Annotated in this window: 23 protein-coding genes; 6 read left to right on the forward strand and 17 right to left on the reverse strand. The window is 39.7% G+C overall.

Annotation, left to right across the window (positions count from 1 at the left end; translation table 11 throughout):
- Window positions 1-93: 93 nt before the first annotated feature.
- The 8 genes from D8803_RS01045 to D8803_RS01085 form a co-directional block, all read right to left on the reverse strand.
- Window positions 94-699, reverse strand: a complete 606-nt coding sequence (locus tag D8803_RS01045) for a hypothetical protein (RefSeq protein ID WP_131199986.1) — start codon at window positions 697-699, stop codon at window positions 94-96.
- Window positions 700-889: 190 nt separating this feature from the next.
- Entirely contained in the window at window positions 890-1,564 is a 675-nt protein-coding gene (locus tag D8803_RS01050) for a CPBP family intramembrane glutamic endopeptidase (protein WP_131199987.1), read from the reverse strand.
- Window positions 1,565-1,732: 168 nt separating this feature from the next.
- On the reverse strand, window positions 1,733-2,401 hold the full coding sequence (locus tag D8803_RS01055; protein ID WP_131199988.1) for a CPBP family intramembrane glutamic endopeptidase: 669 nt from the start codon (window positions 2,399-2,401) through the stop codon (window positions 1,733-1,735).
- Window positions 2,402-2,516: 115 nt separating this feature from the next.
- Entirely contained in the window at window positions 2,517-3,380 is an 864-nt protein-coding gene (locus D8803_RS01060) for an Rgg/GadR/MutR family transcriptional regulator (RefSeq protein WP_131199989.1), read from the reverse strand.
- A 110-nt stretch (window positions 3,381-3,490) separates the two neighbouring features.
- Window positions 3,491-4,501, reverse strand: a complete 1,011-nt coding sequence (gene tsaD, locus D8803_RS01065; protein ID WP_131199990.1) for a tRNA (adenosine(37)-N6)-threonylcarbamoyltransferase complex transferase subunit TsaD — start codon at window positions 4,499-4,501, stop codon at window positions 3,491-3,493.
- Window positions 4,491-4,928 carry a ribosomal protein S18-alanine N-acetyltransferase gene (gene rimI / locus D8803_RS01070; RefSeq protein WP_131199991.1) on the reverse strand — a complete coding sequence of 146 codons (438 nt, stop codon included), beginning with the start codon at window positions 4,926-4,928 and terminating at the stop codon, window positions 4,491-4,493. Before rimI ends, tsaD begins: the two co-directional genes overlap by 11 nt.
- On the reverse strand, window positions 4,925-5,608 hold the full coding sequence (tsaB, locus tag D8803_RS01075; protein ID WP_131199992.1) for a tRNA (adenosine(37)-N6)-threonylcarbamoyltransferase complex dimerization subunit type 1 TsaB: 684 nt from the start codon (window positions 5,606-5,608) through the stop codon (window positions 4,925-4,927). The genes rimI and tsaB overlap by 4 nt, the downstream gene beginning before the upstream one ends.
- A gap of 468 nt (window positions 5,609-6,076) precedes the next feature.
- On the reverse strand, window positions 6,077-6,292 hold the full coding sequence (locus D8803_RS01085; protein WP_131199993.1) for a hypothetical protein: 216 nt from the start codon (window positions 6,290-6,292) through the stop codon (window positions 6,077-6,079).
- A gap of 289 nt (window positions 6,293-6,581) precedes the next feature.
- On the opposite strand from D8803_RS01085, the gene D8803_RS01090 reads away from it, so the two are divergent.
- Window positions 6,582-6,815 carry a DNA-dependent RNA polymerase subunit epsilon gene (locus D8803_RS01090; RefSeq protein ID WP_000639585.1) on the forward strand — a complete coding sequence of 78 codons (234 nt, stop codon included), beginning with the start codon at window positions 6,582-6,584 and terminating at the stop codon, window positions 6,813-6,815.
- A gap of 1 nt (window position 6,816) precedes the next feature.
- Window positions 6,817-8,499: a ribonuclease J1 gene (gene rnjA, locus D8803_RS01095; RefSeq protein WP_000331971.1), complete on the forward strand. Its 1,683-nt coding sequence runs from the start codon at window positions 6,817-6,819 to the stop codon at window positions 8,497-8,499.
- A 61-nt stretch (window positions 8,500-8,560) separates the two neighbouring features.
- Here rnjA and D8803_RS01100 read toward each other — a convergent pair whose 3' ends face one another.
- The 6 genes from D8803_RS01100 to D8803_RS01120 form a co-directional block, all read right to left on the reverse strand.
- Window positions 8,561-10,264 carry a recombinase family protein gene (locus tag D8803_RS01100; RefSeq protein ID WP_125844573.1) on the reverse strand — a complete coding sequence of 568 codons (1,704 nt, stop codon included), beginning with the start codon at window positions 10,262-10,264 and terminating at the stop codon, window positions 8,561-8,563.
- A gap of 212 nt (window positions 10,265-10,476) precedes the next feature.
- Entirely contained in the window at window positions 10,477-11,274 is a 798-nt protein-coding gene (locus tag D8803_RS01105) for a replication-relaxation family protein (RefSeq protein ID WP_125844575.1), read from the reverse strand.
- A 93-nt stretch (window positions 11,275-11,367) separates the two neighbouring features.
- The gene (locus tag D8803_RS01110) at window positions 11,368-13,587 is read right to left on the reverse strand and encodes a type IV secretory system conjugative DNA transfer family protein (protein ID WP_125844578.1); all 2,220 of its coding nucleotides are present in this window, start codon (window positions 13,585-13,587) and stop codon (window positions 11,368-11,370) included.
- A 2-nt stretch (window positions 13,588-13,589) separates the two neighbouring features.
- On the reverse strand, window positions 13,590-13,757 hold the full coding sequence (locus tag D8803_RS09685) for a hypothetical protein (protein WP_185756635.1): 168 nt from the start codon (window positions 13,755-13,757) through the stop codon (window positions 13,590-13,592).
- 157 nt (window positions 13,758-13,914) lie between these two features.
- The gene (locus D8803_RS01115; protein WP_125844580.1) at window positions 13,915-14,115 is read right to left on the reverse strand and encodes a hypothetical protein; all 201 of its coding nucleotides are present in this window, start codon (window positions 14,113-14,115) and stop codon (window positions 13,915-13,917) included.
- Window positions 14,116-14,124: 9 nt separating this feature from the next.
- Window positions 14,125-14,385, reverse strand: a complete 261-nt coding sequence (locus tag D8803_RS01120) for a hypothetical protein (protein ID WP_125844582.1) — start codon at window positions 14,383-14,385, stop codon at window positions 14,125-14,127.
- A gap of 131 nt (window positions 14,386-14,516) precedes the next feature.
- Between D8803_RS01120 and D8803_RS01125 the strand changes: the two genes are divergently transcribed.
- The 4 genes from D8803_RS01125 to D8803_RS01140 all read left to right on the forward strand — a co-directional run bounded on the left by D8803_RS01125 (window position 14,517) and on the right by D8803_RS01140 (window position 17,930).
- Entirely contained in the window at window positions 14,517-15,614 is a 1,098-nt protein-coding gene (locus D8803_RS01125; RefSeq protein WP_131199994.1) for a hypothetical protein, read from the forward strand.
- 259 nt (window positions 15,615-15,873) lie between these two features.
- A complete protein-coding gene (locus D8803_RS01130; protein ID WP_131199995.1) occupies window positions 15,874-16,200 on the forward strand; it encodes a hypothetical protein in 327 nt (108 codons plus the stop codon).
- 373 nt (window positions 16,201-16,573) lie between these two features.
- Entirely contained in the window at window positions 16,574-17,218 is a 645-nt protein-coding gene (locus D8803_RS01135) for a recombinase family protein (RefSeq protein ID WP_125844588.1), read from the forward strand.
- A gap of 310 nt (window positions 17,219-17,528) precedes the next feature.
- The gene (locus D8803_RS01140; RefSeq protein WP_125844590.1) at window positions 17,529-17,930 is read left to right on the forward strand and encodes a hypothetical protein; all 402 of its coding nucleotides are present in this window, start codon (window positions 17,529-17,531) and stop codon (window positions 17,928-17,930) included.
- Window positions 17,931-18,486: 556 nt separating this feature from the next.
- On the opposite strand, the gene mnmG is transcribed toward D8803_RS01140, so the two are convergent.
- The 3 genes from mnmG to D8803_RS01155 are packed head-to-tail and all read right to left on the reverse strand — an operon-like array spanning window position 18,487 to window position 21,285.
- On the reverse strand, window positions 18,487-20,400 hold the full coding sequence (gene mnmG / locus D8803_RS01145; protein ID WP_093586156.1) for a tRNA uridine-5-carboxymethylaminomethyl(34) synthesis enzyme MnmG: 1,914 nt from the start codon (window positions 20,398-20,400) through the stop codon (window positions 18,487-18,489).
- On the reverse strand, window positions 20,390-20,821 hold the full coding sequence (locus tag D8803_RS01150) for an NUDIX hydrolase (RefSeq protein WP_093586158.1): 432 nt from the start codon (window positions 20,819-20,821) through the stop codon (window positions 20,390-20,392). The genes mnmG and D8803_RS01150 overlap by 11 nt, the downstream gene beginning before the upstream one ends.
- Window positions 20,822-20,829: 8 nt before the next feature.
- On the reverse strand, window positions 20,830-21,285 hold the full coding sequence (locus D8803_RS01155; RefSeq protein ID WP_190316782.1) for an NUDIX hydrolase: 456 nt from the start codon (window positions 21,283-21,285) through the stop codon (window positions 20,830-20,832).
- Between the last annotated feature and the right edge of the window lie 92 nt (window positions 21,286-21,377).

Consider the following 21,377-nt stretch of genomic DNA (forward strand, 5'->3'; position numbering starts at 1 on the left):
GCAAGGAATATTATAACACATTCATAAAAGAGAAAAAAGTTTAGAGTTTGAAACTTAGAGCTAGTAAAAAATGCTGAAATCCCATGAGTGTTATTAATGCATCCTAAACTGATCCACCCGAATAGTATACTTTTTATCTTCAATTTCTTTAGCATCTTCATCTTCTGTCGGATAAACATCGATCCAGAATTCTCTCCTTTGTCCTTTCAACTTGACTTTATAGCGATAGCCGTCATCGTATAGTCCTACCATATCGGTTGTCATGGACTGGTAATCTGGAAGAGCTTCAATTTCTTTTTTTATAGTCTGGGATAAGTTAAAGAGCAATGCTTGCTGCTCTACTTTTGAGGCAACGGGGAAATGAGCCGTTGCTTCTTCCAAATGATGTGATTTTGAAAATGTAAAGGTCGCTCGACTAGGATAATCTTTCAAAGTAATCTGTTCATAGTGATAGAAAAGACGACCTGTTTTATAGAAATATGGGTCTTCTGCACGCCAAGTATCTCGATAGGCCATCTCTGTTTCCTCCACCACTTCACTAGCCTCTCCAAATACTTCTTTAAAAGATTTAGGAGACATGCCGAACGAAAGGGTTTCAAACAAGACCAGTTGTGTCTTTTTAACATTCTGGCAAGCTGATAAAAGCATGAGTAAAGCTCCAATAGCAAGCAGACTACTGATTATTTTTGTAAATTTCATATTTCTACTATACAAAAAAACTCTAGGATTGACAAACTTTGATAGAGTCGGATTCCGTGATTAGATTTTAAAATTACTTTTTCATTTAAGGTAACAAAGAATTGAGCAAGGACTATTATTAGATATTTTAGATAAAGAAAAAGACTGGGAAGCCAGCCTTATCTATGTGATGTAAAAATTTCTGCCAAGCCTAACACCCAAACACCAATAAGCTGACGATGATTAAAAAGCTATTCCACAAGATGTGGAGTGCCATTGACCAATAAATTGAACGTGTATAGCGAAAGAGCATACAGAGTAGCAGACCTGCTCCTGCATAAATGATGAAGTCTGTTAACACCCATCCATACTGCAAAACATGGACAAGACTGAAGAGAGTGGAGGAAACGATGACATCTATATAGTATTTTTTAAATTTGGATAAGGCTGTCATTAGAAGCCCACGAAAAACCAACTCTTCAACTATCGGAGCAATAAGACCGCCATAGAGAAAACGCGTTATAAAGTAACTAATTCCTGTCAAATTAGCTGCTTCTTTCACTATTGCACTCCCATTTTGCGTGCTGGGAAAGATCCGAGTTGTTATATTTACCCACAAAAACATCAACATAAAGAAAAGAAAGAAGATACTCAGATAGGACCAACGAAACTCGAATCGACCGTACTCTTTCCAACGTTGACTCTTGACAAGAACCACAGTAGCAACAATTCCCTCAATTACTATCAATAAAATTTGAATCCCATAAAATCCCAAATCAGATAACTGGCTCACTGAGTCTAATTTTGCTACAAGATTAAAAATCAAGTAATAGGACACAAGCACCAAAATGGTCCCTAGATAAAATTTCGTTTCTTTCCCTTTCATAGTTGATCCTTTTAAGTTTTATTTACGTCGTCTTTCAGCCAAACCTACCCAGAGTCCTTTCATCCAATCAAAAGCTCCGTAAGGGTTTGGTCCAGCACTACAAACTGACTCGGGAATTTTATGTCACAGCTAGTGTTCTCTTTTACTAATTAGGATTATTGAAAAACTCTAAAACAACAAGGGGAGAATCTGACCAATGCCATTGTAGAGTATGTGCAGTCCAATAGGCCAATAAATGGACTTTGTCACTCTAAATAAGACTGCAAATATGAGGCCACCACCCATATAGAAGACAAAGTCTGTCAAGATCCAACCATGACTACTAATGTGCAAGATTCCAAATAATATCGCTGATCCGAGTACATCCAGTCCCCATTTCTTCCCTTTTTCCAGAGCGGTAATCACCAATCCACGATAGATTATCTCTTCAAAAATGGGACCTGCAATCACAGGATAGAAAAAATACATCAAAAATGCTGTAGCTCCTGTAAAAGTAGGAATGGCGAGTTGATAGGAAATTTCATTTTTGGTAGGTGGGAAAAGATAAAATGTGACGAAATTCCAAATAACAAAAGCAAGAAGAGCTAGGAAGGAATAGAAAAGATAGGCCCCTTTAAATTTTCTACTGTTGATTTTCTGCCATTTCCCTGACCAAATCATAACAATAATAGCAAGCAGGATCACAAGAAAATGCAATATCATACTTGATAGATAATATTCAAAGTCAGATAGACCAGCAGCAAGATCGCTGTGTAAGACCAGACGAATGAAGAACTGGTCAGCAATGACAAGTAAAACGGCTATAATAAAGTAGTAGCGTGAGATTATCTTTTTCATTTTATTTTCTCCTATACTATGAAATAAAGACAGTATAACACAAAAACTACCCTATCTTAGAAAATCGCATATTTGACATTTTTTCTCATGGAAATTTCACATTTGCGATTGTTGACTAATCGATAAGCTCTTTGTATTGCTGCAAACGCAATTCAAAAAGGGCTGTTAATTGTGGATTTTCTAATATTTGCAGAGATTGGATAAAGTGTTCAATCTCTTTTTGATTACTTCCCTTAGTTTGAAGGAAAACACTCATTTTCTTTAAAAATTGCCACAATAATTTCTCAAAAACATCATACGGACGAAGCATGCTCTCCAACTCAGACTCAAAGATTGGGATGTAAGAGAAAAGCTTACGCTCCATGAACTCTGATATGATATTCAGATAGCCACTTTTCATATACAGTCTATTGTGTGCCAATTCTTTAAATTCCTTGGATTTTTCGAGTAAGGAGGTTGATAAAAAGATCAGATCTTGATTACTCAAGAAGGGCATGGTATTGCAAAAAAGATAGAGTTCAAACCAAGTCCAAGACTCGATAGCATAAAGGTAGGTGGTCAAAAACTCACGATCCTCCTCTTCGAGCAGATAGCTTTTATCCAAGGAATGGATAGCATTTTTGATTACAATAGCGTTCAAACGACGATAAGTCTGTGCCATCTGTTCTTGCTCGACTTCCTCTAATAGTTGCTCTAAGCCAGCTATATCTTGATGAGCAAAACGATCTACAACTTTTCGTCCAAATCGCATATGTGGGGATTCTTGATAGTTGTTGAGCTTATGTCCAAACTCATCGAAGGTCACATTTATCCCTTGGATAGCTAGTATCAGTTTATCCGCAGACAGCATAGACTGTCCCAGTTCAAACTTGGATAACTGGGATGCTGTCAGACCCTCACAAGCCACATCTGACTGCTTGAGTTTCCTCGCCAGGCGCAATTCCTTGTAAAATTCTCCCAATTCCTGTTTTTCAATCATGGCCAAACTCCCCTTTAAAAATTCCCTTTACTATTCTATTCGTAAAAAATTTTACTTTTTTAACATATTATAAAATATTTTAGCAAAAAAGCCAGCTCGAAGCTGACTCTTTATTCCACCGTATCAAAGGCGAGACTTGGTCTGGCGTTGAGGTCCAAGCCTGCGAAGTTTTCTTTGTTCCACTCGCTAACGCTGGCATAGGCAATCATTCCTGCATTGTCTCCACAAAGGCGCAGGGGGGGGATGATAACCTTGATATCTGTGATTTCAGCTGCTAGACGTTCTCTGAGACCTTTATTGGCTGCCACACCACCGGCTACGACTAGGGTTTTAACAGGGTATTTTTCTAAAGCCTTCTTGGTTTTTGCCATGAGAATGTCCATGACTGCTGCTTGGAAGGATGCTGACAGGTCTTCCTTGGACAAGCTTTCTCCCTTTTGCTCGGCATTGTGGTGAAGATTGATAAAGGCAGACTTCAACCCTGAGAAGGAGAACTCCAGATTATCTTCCTTAATCATGGCACGAGGGAAATCATAAATATCCTGTCCCTGATGAGCCAACTCGTCAATTTCGCGACCTGCTGGATAGGTCAAGCCCATGACACGGCCGACCTTATCATAGGCCTCACCAACTGCATCATCCCGCGTTTCTCCAACAATCTTGTAATCCCCAGCCTCAGAAACATAGACCAACTCCGTGTGCCCACCGCTGACCAAGAGAGCTAGCAAGGGAAACTCCAAAGGCTCGACGCTCTGAGCCGCCATAAGGTGACCAGCCATGTGGTTAACGGGAATCAGCGGAAGTCCATGAGCCCAAGCAAAGGCCTTGGCTGCTGATAAACCAACTAGTAAGGCTCCAACTAATCCTGGCCCATAGGTGACCGCCACAGCTGTCACGTCCTCTTCGGTAATCCCTGCTTCTGCCAGTGCCTCCTCGATGCAGGCTGTAATAATCTCGACATGGTGACGACTGGCCACTTCTGGCACTACGCCCCCAAAACGCTTGTGACTCTCAATTTGACTCGCAATGACATTGGACAAGAGCTCATCGTCGTTTTTCAGTACGGCGACACTGGTCTCATCACAGGATGTCTCAAATGCTAAAATATATCTATCCTTCATCTATTTCTCTCTTCATGATGATGGCGTCCTCGACTGGGTCATGGTAGTAAGCCTTTCGCTCAGTGATGACCGCCATCTTTTCTTTCTTGTAAAATGCTTGCGCTCGTTGGTTTGACTTTCTGACTTCGAGGAAAATCTCCTTATCTGTCGGCAATGTTGCAAACAAGGCTGACGCAATCCCCTGACCCTGATAGGCTCCTTTGACAGCGATTTGCAGGACTTCTGCTTCAAAGAGATTCTCCTGCACGGCTAGAAAGCCAATCACTTCTGCCCCATCATAAGCCAAAGCATACCATGTCTGGTCTTGGGACAGGTCTGCTTGGATTTGTTTCAGCGTCCAAGGGCTGACTGGGTAAACAGCTGCCATGACGGCGTAGATGGCTTGAGCTAGAGCAGGTTGCTGTTGAATTCGTTTGATTTCAATCATAAGCGTTTAATGTAAGACTCGCCAGACTCGGTGTGGTTCTTGAGCCAGTTTTCCTCAGCTTCAACACGCTTGAGGTAATTCGGCACAAAGTCGTGCAAGGAGTCTGCTTCCTTATCCCAAGCCCAAAGGGCTAGATTTGCTGCATTTGGCAAGGTTTCTTGGTAACTAGCTTGTGGTAGCTGTTCTTGGATCTGCTCCACAAAGGCTCCAACTTCTCCGACAAAGGTCACCTGTTCAGCATCCTTGACTTTTTCTAGCACTTCCGCAAAGGACAGGTGTGCTTCTGGAAAGACAGGCTTGGCATTTTCATAAAATCCTGCATAAACATTGTTGCGACGCGCATCCATCAAAGGGACCACCAGACCTTCCTGCTGGCTTGGTACCAGAGCTAAAAGACTAGACATACCAACCAACTCGATGTTCAGAGTATGAGCCAGTGTCTTGGCAGTTGCTACCGCAATTCGCAAGCCAGTATAACTACCTGGTCCCTCTGCCACCACGATTCGATCCAAGTTCTTGGGGGTCCCATCCAAACTTGCCATCAAAAAATCGATAGCAGGCATGAGGGTAATACTGTGATTTTTCTTGATATTGATCATAGTCTCGGCAAGAACTTGCTTGTCCTCTAAAATAGCGAGAGAAAGAGCCTTGCTAGACGTATCAAAAGCTAATACTTTCATAACACATTCCTATCTTTTTGTCTGCTTACTATTATACTACAAAAGCCGGCGCATGGGAATTTTCTTTGTTTTGAAACAAAAGGGTCCTGTCACTTAGACAAAGAGGAAGGCACAAAAATTTAAAAAAGTTCTAGCTTTTTTGAATAGAAAAGTGAACAAGGAAATTGAAAGGTTCTTCGTAAGAAGTTTGGATAAGCCATGCTAGATAAAAGACACATTTTTAGAAGGGTAAATTTTATTCTCTTCGTCTCTTACAGTTTGCTCAGCATTTTCAATGATTTAAACATAATCAGAATCCCCTTGCCAATTGATTTATCGGTTTGTATTGTTTTCTTTTTATGTTTCAACTCGATTTTCGATGCGAGAAATCATCATCGTAAACATAAGGATATCACCTAAAAATAGAAAAATCCGCCCCATCTATCAAGATGAGGTGGATTTTCTGTATATTTAGATGAATAATTGAGCTCAAACATTTAAACCAAAATGAAAAACGAGCCAGACAACATAGGTGACAAGGAGCAGAAATATAGAGTAGAGTGTTACAAAGGTCAGCTTCCAAAGGAATTTTGTTTTGCGGTGTTCTAGATACGTAAAAATAAGATTTCCACCGTATACACAGGCTACAAAAACTATAAACATCAAGAGGCGAACCCCAATCGCAAATTCAAACAAACTAAACATCCTTAATCCTCCTTGTTTAAAAGCTATAGGGAATATTCCCATCCATAAACTTCCCTTTCTATTTTCATTATAACACCTAAGCGCTCTCCGACCAAATGCTACCTATCTTTTTGCTCCTTCTTCCCATCACGACTTTCTCCATTTCCGTCTTTTACTAATTTTTCATTTTGTGGTATAATTGAAATAATTGTAACGAATCAAGGTCAATCTAGACACAAAATGGAATGAAATCAAGCAAATCTCTGCTAAAAGTTTGGAATAAGCTGACCTGTAAATAGAAAGGAACTATATGATTTACAAAGTTTTTTATCAAGAAACAAAAGAACGTAGCCCACGTCGTGAAACAACACGCTCACTTTACCTAGACATCGATGCCAGCTCAGAACTTGAGGGCCGTATCGCTGCTCGCCAACTTGTTGAAGAAAACCGCCCAGAGTACAACATCGAATTTATCGAACTCTTGTCTGACAAATTGCTCGATTACGAAAAAGAAACTGGCGCTTTCGAGATTACGGAGTTCTAATATGGCCTACACTCTTAAACCTGAAGAAGTCGGCGTTTTTGCCATCGGTGGTCTGGGAGAAATCGGGAAAAACACTTACGGAATTGAATACCAAGACGAGATTATCATTGTCGATGCTGGGATTAAATTTCCAGAAGATGACTTGCTGGGTATCGACTATGTCATTCCTGATTATTCTTACATCGTGGACAATATCGACCGCGTCAAGGCTGTCTTAATCACACACGGACACGAGGATCACATCGGTGGGATTCCCTTCCTGCTCAAGCAAGCAAATGTCCCTATCTACGCTGGACCACTTGCCTTAGCTTTGATCCGTGGAAAACTCGAAGAACACGGTCTCTTGCGCAACGCCAAACTTTACGAAATCAACCACAACACTGAGTTGACCTTTAAAAATCTCAAGGCAACTTTCTTTAGAACCACCCACTCCATTCCAGAGCCCTTAGGGATTGTCATTCATACTCCTCAAGGGAAAATCGTTTGTACGGGTGACTTTAAGTTCGACTTCACTCCAGTTGGAGAACCTGCAGACTTGCACCGTATGGCTGCCCTTGGGGAAGAAGGTGTGCTCTGTCTCCTCTCTGACTCGACAAATGCGGAAGTACCAACCTTTACCAACTCTGAAAAAGTCGTTGGCCAGTCTATCATGAAGATCATTCAAGGTATTGAAGGACGTATCATCTTTGCATCCTTTGCCTCAAACATCTTCCGTCTCCAGCAAGCAACAGATGCTGCTGTTAAGACTGGACGCAAGATTGCGGTCTTTGGACGTTCGATGGAAAAGGCCATTGTCAACGGGATCGAGCTTGGCTACATCAAAGCTCCTAAGGGAACCTTTATCGAGCCAAATGAAATCAAAGACTACCCTGCAGGCGAGGTTCTTATCCTCTGTACAGGTAGTCAGGGCGAGCCGATGGCGGCCCTCTCTCGTATCGCCAATGGAACCCACCGTCAGGTGCAACTCCAACCCGGCGATACGGTTATCTTCTCTTCTAGCCCAATCCCTGGAAACACCACTAGCGTCAACAAGCTGATTAACATCATTTCTGAAGCTGGTGTCGAAGTTATCCACGGTAAAATCAACAACATCCACACCTCTGGACACGGTGGTCAGCAAGAGCAAAAACTCATGCTCCGCTTGATTAAGCCGAAATACTTCATGCCTGTCCACGGTGAATATCGTATGCAGAAAGTCCACGCTGGACTAGCGGTGGATACGGGTGTCGAGAAGGACAATATCTTTATCATGAGCAATGGTGATGTGCTTGCTCTTACTGCTAACTCAGCCCGTATCGCAGGCCATTTCAATGCCCAAGACATCTATGTCGATGGAAATCGTATTGGTGAAATCGGTGCAGCCGTCCTCAAAGACCGTAGAGATTTATCCGAAGACGGTGTCGTACTTGCAGTCGCAACTGTTGACTTCAAATCTAAAATGATCTTGTCTGGTCCAGATATCCTCAGCCGAGGTTTTGTTTACATGCGAGAGTCTGGAGACTTGATTCGCCAAAGCCAGCGTATCCTCTTCAATGCCATTCGTATCGCACTGAAGAACAAGGACGCTAGCGTCCAGTCTGTCAATGGTGCCATCGTCAACGCCATTCGTCCTTTCCTCTATGAAAATACAGAACGTGAACCGATTATCATCCCGATGATCCTCACACCAGATGAAGAAGAATAAATCAACAAAACAGCCCCGTCAGCCGACCTGACACCCAGCAGTTTAGTTATTTGGGCTAATATTAGCGAGCCAAGTTGTTAGGCTCGCTTTTTTCATTGTTTAATTTTCCGATGAAATTGTAATAAATGTCAATCTGAATAATGCGATTGCGTTTCGTGCCAGTTGGTTTATGAATTACAATCTTGTCAATCAGTTTATTCACTATTTCAACGGTTAATTCTGATAGCTCTGTATATTTTGAAATTCTCGCCATAAACTTGGAGATGTTAAGGCTATCTTCTTGTTGTTTGGTGAGTTTTTCGGTTAAGTCAGAAATGGAAGTTTGGAGCTGTTTCTGTTCTTCTTCATAGCTCTGACTTAGCTTCACAAAGCGTTCATCTGAAATTTTACCAAGTAGATTGTCTTCGTAAAGCTTCTGAATGATGCTGTCAATCTCTTTAGAGCGGTATTCATCCTTTTGGAGTTGCAGTTGCTGGCGTTTGTTGTCTTTGTTGAATTGAGCTTGACTTTGCTGTTCTAGCTTCTTCAAAAATGCTTCTTGGTCGAAGTGGGCTTCCTGAATGGTTTGGCGGAACTTGTCACTTACAATCTCAATCAGAGCGGATTTTTGAATGTAGTGGGGATTTTCGCAACCATCAATCGGCTTACGGTAGCCAGAACACTTGTAATGGTCATGATTTAGTCCGTTTTTCTCTTGTGGGCAAAAATAATGCTTTCGCCCACAAGTTCCACAAAAAACTAATCCAGCAAACAAGTTTTCATGACCAGCCCGATTTTTATACCGTTGATTAGACCGCTTATGACTCCGCATTTTTTGAACAATATCGAAAGTTTCTTGGTCAATTATCGCTTCATGAGTATTTTTGAAAACTAACCAATCCTCCTTTGAGTTATCCACCTTACGCTTGTCTTTATAAGATTTTGTCCGTGTTCGAAGATTGACAGTATGTCCGAGATACTCTTCACGCCCTAAGATAGCGCTTAGGGTTTCTCGCGTCCAAAAATATGGCAAAGTTTCCACATTTGGGCTGGAAGAAATAGACTTCAAACCGATTTCTATTCGGTGGCGGTCTGGTTTAAAAATTTTGTCATTTTCTAACCCTTTCGCAATCTCCGAAAGGCTTTTTCCGCTTTTTGCTTCTTGAAAAATCCGTTTTACAACTTCGCTGGCAACTGGGTCAATAATCCAATTTTTAGGGTTGTTTGAATCTTTTAGGTAGCCGTAAGGTGGGTTAGTAGTTACTCGCTCGCCAGCTTTGGCTTTCGCTTGCACCACTGCCCGAATCTTCTTGCTGGTATCCGCCGCATACATTTCGTCCATTAAACTCTTAATTGGCAAGAAAATAGAATTAGTTTCATTAGGCTTATTCGAATCTACGCCATCATTTAAGGCGATAAAGCGAACGTCAAAGCTCGGAAAAGTAATTTCTGTTAGTTGACCAACCTTGATATAAGACCGCCCCAAACGGCTTAAATCCTTAACGATAAAGTTTGAAACTTGCCGATTTTCCACCAATCGCAAAGCTTCCGAAATAGCTGGACGGTCAAAATTTGTACCACTAAAGCCATCATCGACAAACAAAATAGGATTAGAGAGATTTTCTCTTGTAACTACATCAAGCAGGATTTTCTTCTGATTGGTAATTGAGTTACTATCTCCGTCCAGTCCATCGTCTTGACTTAAGCGACAATAAACCACCGTAATATCTGAAAGCTTCGAAGTATCTACTTGTCTATAATCTGAAATTGTCAAAGTTCTGTTCATGTGTTTTTCTCCTTTTGGAGTTCACACACCTTATACTTCTATTATACCATTTTTGCTACTGTTAAAGTAGTGATTTATCGCTTAAAATCAACCTTTCTAGGACATTTTCAAGATTGCGATTCCCAGTAAAACGGTGACGGATTAAGTAAGTCGTTCGACCAATTCGACAAATTTCATCGGTGGTGCGTGAGGGCTGGTTTGAGTCTCGGTCTTTATTCTTTTGATTCATTATCTATTCCTCCCTTGATATAATCTGGGTACTCTTCAAGCGTTATGACAGTGAATAATTCCCAAAAATTATATAGTTCATTCTGAATGACTTTCGAAATCGCCAGTTTGCGCTTGTCATCTGGCACAACCCACAAAACATAGGGGAAAACTTCCTTTTGTCGCTGTTCAATACCTGAGCGATAATATTCAATATATTTCTTACAAGTATTTATAATGCGCGCAAGACTTTCCGTGCTTCGGTCTATTTCCAGAAAATAATGGTCTTCGTAATCGTGATTGACTAGCTCCAAATAAGCGTCTGGTTTCAAAGTCATTCCAACACCAGAAAGTTTTTGGTAGCTACGCCAAGAGTTCGGCTCAAAGGAAAAAGTTTCAAGCGACAGTTTTTCTGAATCTCGAACAGCCTCCAGTGTCTCAACAAAAACTTCCGTAATCGCTAAAGTGTGTTCAACGTGGTGCTGGGTTGGCTCGTATTTATTTTTATAGCGCAAAACAACAGTTTCATCTTGGTTTTTAAGAAATTTTAGTCCCTGAAAAGTAATTTGCCAAACATAAGAAGCTGAACCGCGGCGTGCGCCACCGACTCGCCGTTTCAAGTGTGAAACCAATCCAGCTTTCTTCAGACTTTGAAGCGCAAAATTAGCACGGCGAATGGCGGTTTCAGCTCTCACGCTACTGGCAAAAAAGAGTCTGGCTAATTGGTTGGTGGTCGCAAATCTTGCTTGACTCAAAAAGTAAAGAATTTGCGTGTCGTTATCTGTTTTGTAATTCCATTTCATCTGTTTTGTTCTCCATTAAAATTTAAAGGGTGTACTCCCGTAAAATGTGCTTAGTTACGGAGTAAGTCGTGTGAGTAAAAATCCTAAAAACCTTTATTTGTCAGGGGTTGATGAATTTTCTTCATCAACACGATTCGAAGAGCGATTGGAACGCTTCTTGCGCCCTAAATCTGTTAATTTCTGGTTAGAATTTTCATTTTTCGAAGCAGATTTTTCAAAAATATAGTTTTCGAATTGACTTTCAATTTCTGAAATATCTTGTCCGTATCGGCTCAAGCTATTCAAAAGAGGCGGACGACTATCTCTAATTTTTGGTTTAGGCGGGTAGGTTTTACCGATAATCCATCGATAAGCATTAGGTGAAACTTCTGTTCTAATATATGCCCAAAATGGTGGTAAGCTGTAAAAATCTTCTTTGTCAATCTCCAGAGTATATTTTGCCATTTCGCGGGCTTCATCAAGATTCAAGCCAAAAACGATTTTATTCGCAACATTGGATTCAATCCCAGCTTTTAGCTGAGGCGACATCTGGGCGAGGTGCTGGAAGCCGATATTCCAGCCAACATTGAATTGGCGAGATTGCGAAAGTGCTTCGTCTAAGTTAGCGTTAGGGATTCCTAAGAAACTCGGCGTTTCATCAATATAGATAAAGACCGATTGGCGTTTGCTTGGCTCAACTGACGACTGGCGCAAAATTAACATCCATAGCATTGAAGTGATTAGGCTGCCAATGAGTTTCGCAGACTCTGAACCAATTACCGCTTTATTTAGTGGAATCAATACGATTTTTCTGCTTTTGAAGATTTCTGCAAGACTGAAATTTGGATTAGTTTGCCCCAACATTGCCCGAAGTTGCGGACGAAGCAAAAACTGTCGGAATTTATTCAAAATGGGGTTTAACATCTGATGACGTTGAGCTTCACTAAGTAGCTCAAACCAGTTCCAGAAACTTTCCAAGCCAATAGGGTCTTTCAGTTCTTTCAGCAGTTTATTGCGAAATTGCTTGTTGGTGAGTAAGCTCGGTAACATGACTAAAGAAGTATTTGGGATGCGCGCCAGAGTTAAAAAACTGTGCGATAGAATATCCAGCGAGTAAATCCCAAAGTGTTCAGGATATAACCCTTTAAACAGCTCCAGTAGATAGTCTGCGATAACTTCGGGTTCAATCCCATATTTGGTGAGTTCAAAAGGATTGATACCAACAACTCGTTTGGCGGTTGGTGATATGACTACTATATCTTCATCGTGTTCAGTTGGTGTACGCTCTAAGAGTTCATGAGTGAGTTGACCTTTGGCGTCCACCACAACTACACTATGATGTTTAGATTGTATATCTGATAAAATCAAATGGCTCATAGTGGTAGTTTTGCCGCAACCTGTTGAGCCGAGAAAAACGGTGTGCTTTTTGCCAGCTTGAGCTGAAATTTGAATTGGTCTTGGTTGACTTTCAACCGTTTGCGCCAAACTTCGCTGAATCTTCCGACTAACATTGTAGCCCAAGGGCGGTGTCACTAATTTAGGGTGAACATTTGGCACACCTGCAATATTTTCTTCCCCAATAGGTAAAAGCATGAAACAGGCTAAGTCTGAGACAGATAAACTATATGGGAAAGACCAAGAGGGTTGTGCTTGATTAAGTTTTTGGATAGCTAACGGTTTTAATTCAATGGTTGCATTTGATTCCATCATGCGAAAACTACTAAGTAGGCTGTCCAAAAATTCTTTTGTTCGTAAAATACTGCGAGATTGGACACCAAGACGAATTTCACACTTAAAAGTAGATTGATTCAATTTTTGGCGCATAAGCTTCTTGGAGCTTTCAGATAGCTCAGGAACATTATTTGTAATCACTTGATACCACTTGGCAGATAAATTCGGCAGGTCTTTTGGTTGTGGACGAGGTGGTGAACCTGTGCCCATCACTAGCTGAACCGTTACTGTCTCATCTGGCTGGAGTATTTTTGAAATTGCAAGGCTTGAACGTATCATATTTTCTGCATAGTCTGTTTTTAAAGCATAGTGAGACTCTTTAATGTTCACTAACCGCGCAACCGAAAGTTTTTCACGCTTTGAGACTCTTGAAAACTGAATAGCTCGGTGTGATTGAATTAGTTGGCTGATATGTCGTTTGTCCTGTTCTTCCGTTCCTAGCAGATAACGCACGCGATTCTTAGATAATCGAATTTCAAAAATAACAGCTTTGCGCCGACTTAGCCCCACTAGTTGACCCAACATAGATTTCACATCATCTATTTCAAACGGACGCATCCAGTTGAATTCAATCCAAGATAGCGCTTCGAATTTTCTTTTCATCTCTACCTCCATTCTTTAGATTTAATAATCTGAAAGGCAAGCCAGCCAATGAAAACAACCACAGTCGCTAAAACTAAGAACCACCAAACTTCCAGAATTAGTTTCACCGCCCAGTTAATAAGCCAAGCACAAGCAACAAATCCAAGAATATATGCCATTAGTTTTCTCATAGCTGGTCTCCTTTCTGCCTTCATTTATACAAGAAAATTGATAAAAAGTTAAATTTCACTGTCTTTAGTTTTTAGAGCGATTGGAATGAATTTTAGGCAATGAAACAGTAGTATATTTGAACATATTTTGACCATTTGTCTAGTCTAAACAATCCTTTTATTTTCTTGAAATTTTTTGCATTTCTGCTTTAGCAACCAAGAAAAGTTGATTGATTTCTTGCCGTTTTTCCAGAAATTCTGCCAGGGCGATTTCTTCCTCACTACAGTGCTTTTTGTCTTCTTGTTTTGGTTTTTCTAACCAATCCCAAAGAAATATGGCAACGACGATAATCATAAAAGCTATAAGGTAATCTATCATAAAGCTACCTCATTTCATCTTTTCAGTAGCGTAATATGTGAACGCTTTGAGGATATAATCGGTGTAGGCTTTAGCTTCTGGCGTATTTTTGAGGATTTCAGACTGAGTAAGCGCCAGATTACCCACTTTATATAAAATATCACTAGCGAGAAGCTCCAGAGCTTGATTATCTGCCATCGCTTCACTCAGTGTTTTAGCCACTTCTAACTGATAGGGGCTAACAAGTTGAGGAAGGTCTACTTTTGGGGTTGACTTTTGAATATGATTCATGAGATTTCTCCTTTGATTTTGGTATAATTTAGGTTATAAACATTGTCGACTTTGTTTATGATTATAGTGTAGCGAATATTTTTATCTCATTCATCAGGCAAAAAATCTCAGAAATCTCAAGGAGAAATCGTATGACTGAATTTAGATTAGGATGGTTTTGCTATATTTTGCAAAAATCTGAAAAGAAAAAACGAAACCAAGAAGATTTCGTCAATAGTGTTTTGAATAGATTGGTGGGTGAAAATAACCCTAAAATTTCATTTATTCCAGAAATTAACCGTGTTTCTAGCAACCGCATTTTTACGGGCGATGAAGAAGTTCCAGAATTTTACCGCGAAGCTTTGCCGATTAGTGATTTAAGTTTTCAGTCTCAAAGGATAGCTGATATTTTGAAAGATTTAAACCGTGATGAAACTTTCGATTATAATCAATCTGTTTTTAAAATCAAATCCGCTCTTTTAAACCAAGCCAAAAAAGCTACCGTTGTTTTTGGTAGCGAAAAAATAGAATTGCTTAATCATTGTCAAGAAAATGAATTTTACTTGGCGACCCTTTTGATTTTCTTGGTGAATCTTTCGAATATTCCTTCCAAAAACTCAGAAGAATTAAGACAAGCGCAAATCATTAACCAGCACATTTTTAAGTATCTTGAAAATGAGATTCTATTAACGCCATATTCACATAGAAAAGCTATTGAGGAAGCTTTAAAAAGTCAACAACAGATTTTTTATTTTGATTTATATAAGCCTGAAGCGTTAAACGATAATAAAAATCTCGTTTCATCCACTTTAAAAGTTTTGATTCAAGATTCTATTTCCAAAATGCCAATTATCCAGAATGGTTTTATAATTCAAAACGAAACTATCAACGAACGAATTACACGGTTTATTGAAGAAAATTTTGAGAACAGCCCCAAACTAACTTTAATTACTGGATTTTGCCAATCTGAAGCAGATTTTTATAAAGCTTTGGATAGATTTTTACCAAAAGAAGTTATCGATAAAATTTTTAAAGTTAAAAGTTTCGCTTTATCTATAAAAGCCAGTTATGACTATACCGTTTCGAAAATGAAAGATATGATAACCTTAACAGAAAATGTTGTAAATTACTTAGAAAAAAGAGCTTTCACAACACAAGACAAAACTGATTTTACTGTTGGAATGAGTGAAAATTTAGAGAAAAATGAGCTGATATTCTTTTGTCTAGTTGAACAAGAAAATATTTTTTAAAATTTTTATTGGGGTGTAGTGATATTTAATTTGACAATCGAAATAAAAAAGACTATAATAAGTTTACCATAAAAAATATTAAGGCAGGACAGACTATAGAGAATCAGAAGATGTGTAAGTTTGAATCTTCAACTATAGTAAACAACTATTAACGAAAGGATTTGAATTGTACACATCTATGTTTCTTGTAGGGTGTTCTGTCTATTATTTTATGACCGTGATAGGTGTATTTTTTCAGTAGAAACTGGAGGAATATACTATGAATAATAAAAAAGAATCGTTCTGGAACTATTTGGTTACCTTATTTGGTAGTGCTATGAAAACAGTAGAGTCGCTCACTACTCCTGAAATAGGCTCAAATTTAGCGGGAGTACTGAAAAAATTAAGTCAGGACTTCAAAGAAATTTGCCTCTCTTATATTTATATTCAAGCTCAAAAAGAGAACAGAACTCAGAAAATCAAAAATAAAGATTCAAAACCCATTTATCCACCACCCATATCGTATAGTGATGAATGTAAGCAAAAGCAAAACAAAAATAGTACAAAAAGAAAACGACGCAAGCAATATTACAAAAAGCGTCGTTAACGAATATTTATCAATACACCTATCACATCCGAATCATCTAATCCGAATCATCTAAATATTGCCGTATTTAGATGATTTTTTATTTTGTTAAATTTTCTGAAAAAAATAAATGCAATAAGTGGTAAAGAACTATTTTTATATTTTTTATAAAAATATAAGTTATTTCAAAAAATAAAATAACCATATCAGTATATCATACCTTTGACACTGAGTCAACACTTTTAAAGATTTGTATACGTTTTTAGTATATCAAAAAGTGTTGATAATAGCAAATAAAACGCGGTTTTCTTTAAAAATATTTCTCTTTTTTAATTACTGTCTGAATTTTCTATAATCTAGATACCCTGCTACAATAGTAAAGAAAGGAGAAATTTTGACAAATCATCACAAGAACAAATTAGAAAATATTAAAACCATAACTATCGGTTATGCTCGTGTCAGTTCGACAGATAATCGGCAAGAATTGGGGTTATCTGTTCAAAAAGAAGCACTCAGCTTTTGCGACAAGCTCTATATCGAAAAAGATTCAGGTGGGAATCAGGAGAGACAACAGCTTGACGAAGCGTTAAAATTAGCCAAAAATTATGCTAAACAAGGCGTTAAAACAGATTTTGTTGTGTATAAATTAGATAGACTTACGAGAAAGATGCTTCACCTCTCTGCTATCATTGAAGATTTAACCAAGAATAACATTCGTCTACAATCTATTCATGAAAATATTGAAACAGATTCCTTAACTGGAAAGTTCTTTTGTTTGATGTTGGGTTATGTTGCAGAATGGGAGCTTCAAGCAATTTCTGAACGTACTAAAGACGGGCTACGTAAAGCGAAAGAAAAAGGTGTAAAACTTGGCAATAAAGGGTTGCCTAAAGATACCGAAAAACAAATAATCGAGCAATACCTACGAAAAGAATTGCCTGTGCGCAAGATTGCGAATCAGCTGAGTATCTCCACCGCCACCATTTATAATGTACTAAAACGCAATGGTATTCAAATAAATAGAAAAAATCACTTATAATTGATTGACAAATCCTTAGAAAAATAGTAAATTAAACCTATCAACAGTTTTAGCAAACGGTCGTCAACTAAAACAATGAAAAAATAAAAATGCCAATTCAACAAGGTAATTTAAACCTTATTAAATCAGCATTTTAAATATTTTTATTGATAACTTTGATTGTTTTAACAAACGACCGTTCACTAAAACAAACTCACCCCTATTGTAGCAGGGATTTTTGAGTGAAAATAAAAAAGGAGGTATTTCGTATTAAAATAAATACGATTTTTAATGTGCTACAAATACTTAGAGGTTTTATTAAGGAGAAAATATGGCTTTTTTCATATTGGTAATTGCAATTGCTGGTGGAATTTTCTGGTTTAATAGAAAATCTGCCATTGATAAATACACTAAAAAACAAGAATTAGCAATGAAAATTCTTGAGAAATCGAAAAGAATTCGCTTAGAAGTAATGGCTGATATTAACGAGCTGGGTGGACGAATGGCTTCGGCAGACCGTGAACAATACATCAGTCTAACTCAAGAAAGAGAATCTCTTCAAGAAACTTTAGAGACAATTGAAGCAAGTATTCGAGCTATGGAGTCAATTTTGCAGTGGAGAGTTGATTCTTCAGGTGGAAGACTGGAAATCGATAAGGAACTTTTGAACCTACGACGGTATTCTGGACTTACATTAGAAGAATTAGCACAAGATTGCGGTATTGTGCTATAAAATATTGTAAATAGAAAGAGGTTTTTATTATGGGAAACCCTAATGAATGGTATTGTGCTTGTGAGCGTGCTTTAAGTGGTAATAAATGCGATTGGTGTAAAGAAGCTATTTACCACAATCTTTCTTACCATAGGTGTGATTATGGAACTTGTCAAAAGAAATCTGGATGGTAATCATTATGATTAAACAAGTTAAAAAAATTCTTACAGCAACTATTGAGTGCCCAACTTGCGGACGAGAAACAAGCGACCGACCAGAACGGTGTAGTCATTGCGGTAATAAACTATAGGAGTTTTGATATGACTGAAAAATGTACAAAATGCCACGAGGTTCTTTGGTTCTACGCGGCAGACGACGCCCGTGGCAAAGTTATAAAGGTTTGCAAAAATCCTAATTGCACAATGTATAATTTTAAAGTTTCCTTTAGTGAACGATAATTAAATATATGAAAAAGGCGGCTCATTTGAACCGTCTTTTAGCTTAAATATAAGATGCGTGAACTCAGATTATTTTAGAGTGCTGAGTGTCAGCCAGTCTTCTTCGGAGCTGTTTTTCTCTATGCTTTCTTTTCTTGATTTTTAGAAATACTACGATTTTTACCTTCCAGATACACCATCAAAATGGAAATATCTGCTGGGTTTACTCCCGAAATACGGCTGGCTTGGCCGATGGTTTCTGGATTGATAAGTTTGAACTTCTGACGGGCTTCGGTTGCGATAGAATCAATATCATCCCAATCAATATTGGCTGGAATGCGTTTTTCTTCCATGCGTTTCATCTTGGCAACCTGATCCATGGCTTTGGAAATATAGCCTTCGTACTTGATTTCTGTTTCAATCAATTCGATAATCTTGTCATCTAAGTCCTCAGCAGCTGGTCCGATGAAGGCCACCACATCTTGGTAAGAAACTTCTGGACGGCGAAGGAATTCTTTGGCTGTCACCGCATCTGTCAACGGTTTGAAGCCCATTTCCTCAACCTTGGCATTGGTTTCCTTGACTGGTTTGAGTTTGATGCTATCTAGTCGCTTCATCTCATTGTCAAATTGATTTTTCTTGATTTCAAAACGAGCCCAGCGTTCATCATCAACAAGGCCAATCTCACGCCCCATCTCTGTCAAACGCATATCGGCATTGTCATGACGGAGGATGAGACGGTATTCTGCACGACTGGTCAAGAGACGGTAGGGTTCAATGGTCCCCTTGGTCACCAAGTCGTCAATCATAACCCCGATATAGCCATCGCTCCGTTTCAAGATTAGCTCAGGTTTGCCTTGGATTTTCAGAGCTGCATTGATACCCGCGATAATCCCTTGCCCAGCTGCTTCTTCGTAACCTGACGTTCCATTTGTCTGACCAGCTGTGAAAAGTCCTGAGATTTTCTTGGTTTCCAGAGTCGCACGCAACTGGTGAGGCAAGACCATGTCGTACTCGATAGCATAACCTGTTCGCATCATCTCAGCATTTTCCAACCCTTTGATAGAATGTACCAAGTCACGTTGGACATCCTCAGGAAGACTGGTTGAAAGACCTTGGACATAGACTTCCTCTGTATTGCGCCCTTCTGGCTCAAGGAAGAGTTGGTGACGTTCCTTGTCCGCAAAGCGCACAATCTTGTCCTCAATCGACGGACAGTAACGAGGACCTACACCCTTAACTACACCTGTAAACATAGGCGCACGGTGGAGGTTGTTTTGGATAATCTCATGACTGGTTCCATTGGTATAGGTCAACCAGCATGGCACTTGGTCCTTGACATAGTCCTCATCTCGTGAAGTGTATGAGAAGTGATTAGGCGCTTCGTCCCCTGGCTGAATCTCTGTCACGTCGTAATTGATAGAGGAAGCCTTGACACGTGGAGGCGTTCCTGTCTTGAAACGACCGATTTCGAGTCCCAATTCCTTGAGGTTATCAGCTAGGTTAATCGAAGCTAGGCTGTGGTTTGGTCCTGATGAGTACTTGAGGTCTCCGATGATGATTTCCCCACGGAGGGCAGTCCCTGTAGTCACGATAACAGCCTTGGCGCCGTACTCTTGGTGAGTCGCTGTTCTCACACCAACTACCTTGCCATCTTCCACCAAAATCTCATCAATCATGGTTTGACGAAGGGTCAGATTTTCTTGATTTTCAACTGTCTTGCGCATTTCCTTAGAGTAAAGCTCCTTGTCAGCCTGCGCACGAAGGGCGCGAACAGCAGGCCCTTTCCCTGTGTTTAGCATCTTCATCTGGATGTAAGTCTTGTCAATATTCTTGGCCATTTCACCACCGAGGGCATCGACTTCACGCACAACAATCCCCTTGGCAGAACCACCGATAGAAGGGTTACAAGGCATAAAAGCCAGCATTTCAATGTTGATGGTCGCGAGCAAGACCTTGCAGCCCATACGGCTGGCAGCCAAAGAAGCCTCGACCCCAGCGTGTCCCGCACCGATTACAATAATATCGTATTCTTCCGTAAAATTATAAGTCATCTCTTAACCTTTCAAAAATTTCTCGCAAATAAGGAACTAACTTCTCCTCCTTTAGAGCTTGATCCATAGTAACCCATTTAAAGTGTGTATGCTCTTCAGGATCTAATCTGATAATTGGCTTCTCCCCAACCCACTCTGCTTTATAAACTAAGCGAGTAAAGACCGTATCCTTAGAGGTATCCAGTTGACTATCTTCGTGAAGAAGTTTGAGCGAACTGCTATCTAGCCTAACTCCCGCTTCTTCAATGCATTCTCTAAGAGCACCATCTCGCGGAAGTTCACCCTTTTCAACCCCGCCACCAGGAATATCCCAGTAAGTTGGATAAACGTTGGGTTCTCCTCTTTTAATTTCCGAACGCTGAATGAGCAAATAATCACCACCACTATGAACAAGTACATGGGCAATAAGCTTAACCATCATTTTCTCTCCTATTCCTCAAGATGAATGTGTCTTAGTTGGCCGTCCCAATCTGGAAGGGCTGTTTTTAAAAAGGCTGGAACTAGCTGGATATTCTGGAGCTTATCCAAGTCAATCCACTCACAGGGCTGCCTTTTCTCATCTTCCTGCATGGTCAATGGTGCATCCTCAAGCAAGTTCACCAGATAATGAAACTCGATGTTGTGATAGGAAACACCGTCTTGTTCAAAACGATTTTCAACCACAAAAGCTAGCTGTTCAGCTTGAGCTTTGACACCCAGTTCTTCCCTCACTTCACGGACTACCGCCTCTTCTGTTTTTTCATTGACTTGAATCGCACCGCCAATAGTGTAATACTTACCCTTATCTTTGGTGACTAGGAGCTTGCCATTTTGGAGAATCAAGGCTGTCGCCCGAACGCCAAAAACCGTATTTCCCACTTTTGTCCGAAAGTCTTGTTGAGTCATTTTTGTCCTTTCCCTTAAACGACACAAAAACAGTCAAAACTCGTAAGGAGTGCAGGACAAAAAAGCCTGCAACATCCATGAGCTTTGACCAT

Origin of the sequence: Streptococcus oralis (assembly GCF_003943385.1) — a bacterium.
GTDB lineage: Bacteria > Bacillota > Bacilli > Lactobacillales > Streptococcaceae > Streptococcus > Streptococcus oralis_CA.